This is a genomic window from Aminobacter sp. MET-1, assembly GCF_026521175.1.
Lineage (GTDB): Bacteria > Pseudomonadota > Alphaproteobacteria > Rhizobiales > Rhizobiaceae > Aminobacter.
The window spans coordinates 1-309 of sequence record NZ_JAMSHL010000081.1; the positions used below are offsets into that span (position 1 = coordinate 1).

At 67.3% G+C, this 309-nt stretch carries 1 protein-coding gene; it reads left to right on the forward strand.

Going from position 1 to position 309, the window contains the following annotated elements:
• On the forward strand, positions 1-309 hold a 309-nt coding region (locus NDO48_RS30605), incomplete at both ends, for a TSUP family transporter (protein ID WP_267322900.1).

Here is a 309-nt window from a genome sequence, read left to right on the forward strand (position 1 = left end):
CTGTCGGGCATGTTCGGGGTCGGCGGCGGCTTCCTGATCACCCCGCTGCTGATCTTCTACAACATCCCGCCCGCCATTGCGGTTGCCACCGGCGCCAACCAGGTCATCGCCTCGTCGTTTTCGGGCGCGCTCGCCCATCTCAAGCGCGGCACGCTCGACTTCAAGCTCGGCACGGTGCTGCTCATCGGCGGCATCGCCGGCTCCGCTGCCGGTGGCGTCGTCTTTGCGCTGCTGCGCTCCATCGGCCAGCTCGACCTGTTCATCTCGCTGCTCTACGTCGTCTTCCTGGGCACCGTCGGCGGCCTGATG